This is a genomic window from Marinococcus tarijensis (assembly GCF_054971385.1).
Window position 1 is genome coordinate 1 of record NZ_JBQOJA010000071.1, and the last position, 1,771, is coordinate 1,771.

Genomic DNA, 1,771 nt, shown 5'->3' on the forward strand with positions numbered 1-1,771 from the left:
AGCAATCGAGGCTTTGCGTATCCGTTACCGGCGGAAAACATCGAATGCTTCCTCACCGGGCTTGAGCAGTTATTTGAGCAAGCCGGAGGTGTGCCTACTCACCTGCGCATCGATAATTTACCGGCGGCTGTGGTGACGGTGGGAAAAGGAGAGGCACGCACCTTCACGGAAAGTTTTTTGGCCTTTCAGGCCCATTACCGGTTTGAGGTCCAGGCCTGTAACCCGGCCAGCGGGCACGAAAAAGGCAACGTCGAAAAGAAAGTGGGCTATACTCGACAGCGGCTGTTTGTTCCCGAGCCGGTCATGACCAGTTTCCCCGAGTTGGCGGATTGGATGAACACACGAATGAAAGCCGATCAGTACCGCCGGCACTATCGGAAGGAAACCATGATCGCTGCGTTGTGGGAGGAAGAGCAACCGCATTTATTGCCCCTCCCGTCCCGATCGTATCCGATATCGACGATCACGACCCGGGTGGTCAATAAATACGGGGAAGTGCCACTCGATCAGGAGAAAATTCTGGTTCCCGGCGCTCGTCCCAAACAAACCCTGGTGGTAGAGAAACGATGGAATGACGTCACGTTTTATCCCCCTTCGGGGGAAGCTCTTTACCGTACCGAACGCGCGTATATGGGGAAGCGTCAGGCGCTGCCATGGTCGAATATTTTGAGCCACTGGAACCAAAAGCCGCGGTCCGTCCCTTATTCCCGGTACCTTTCGTACCTCCCGGAATCGGTTCAATCGTATCTCCTGGAGGAACCAGCCCAAACGAAAGCCCGGGTCTCCCGGTTACGGGCCCTGATCGACGAAGGGTATGAATGGCTGACGATCGCTTCCTTATTTACCATTCCCGGACGCCGGGAGGCAACCAGCTCGGAATTACAGGCCATGATTCAGGCACAGTCCCTGGCGTTCCCGGAACCCTGGGAAGAAACCCATACGCCCCTGACTATCGCTGGTGTGGAAACCGATTTGTATTCCTATGATGCCTTAGTAGAGATGGGAGGGCTTTCGGATGAACGATGAGTTACAGCAGTTATGTAAAACCCTTCATCTGGCTCACCTGCCGGACGAGGTGGAACAGGTACCTTTTGACGACCCACGGTCGTTTCTGGCCGGCGTGTTGCGCCAGGAAGTGGAAGGACGCCACCAGGCCCGAATTGCCCGCCTGATCAAAAAAGCCAAGTTTCGGGAACGAAAAACCCTGGAGGCCTATGAATGGACCGAAACGGTCCAGTTACCAGCAACCTTGACCCAGCCGTCCCTGACATCCCTGCAGTTTGTCGACCACCAGGAAAATGTCATTCTCATGGGGTCTTCCGGCACCGGCAAAACCCATCTGGCGACAGCCTTGGGCCAGGAGGCGTGCCATCAGGGCAAAGAAGTTCGTTTCTTTCAGGTCGCTTCCCTCGTGCAGCAGCTGGAAGAACACTTTCGTGCCGGAACGCTAGGCAAATTCAAACGAGGATTGGACAAGTGCGATGTCCTGATTTTGGATGAGCTGGGATATGTGCCTTTTCAAAAAGAAGGAGCCGAATTATTATTTCATCTGATTACCGACTGTTACGAACGCAAAAGCGTGATCGTCACCACGAATTTAGAATTTGGGCAGTGGAATCGTATTTTTGGAGACAACCGATTAACGGGAGCTCTGGTGGACCGGTTGGTCCACCATGCCCACATCATTGCATTTAAAGGGGAAAGCTATCGACTGAAGCACGCGCTCTCCCATCAAAAGAAAATGACTTCTTCTTAAGTGACCGAAAGTTTC

The 1,771-nt window shown here is 53.5% G+C and carries 2 protein-coding genes; both read left to right on the forward strand.

What is annotated here, in order from left to right:
• Window positions 1–1,026, forward strand: a 1,026-nt coding sequence (locus tag ACTTK7_RS17165) for a transposase (RefSeq protein WP_462869319.1), incomplete at its 5' end; no start/stop codon positions are given.
• Complete coding sequence (istB, locus tag ACTTK7_RS17170) at window positions 1,016–1,756, forward strand: IS21-like element helper ATPase IstB (protein WP_462869320.1); 741 nt, start codon at window positions 1,016–1,018, stop codon at window positions 1,754–1,756. The genes ACTTK7_RS17165 and istB, both read left to right, overlap by 11 nt.
• Window positions 1,757–1,771 lie beyond the last annotated feature (15 nt).

What these genes read in the sequence shown, in the direction of transcription:
- istB (WP_462869320.1), top strand. Translation starts at nt 1,016, where the DNA reads ATGAACGATGAGTTACAGCAGTTATGTAAAACCCTTCATCTGGCTCAC.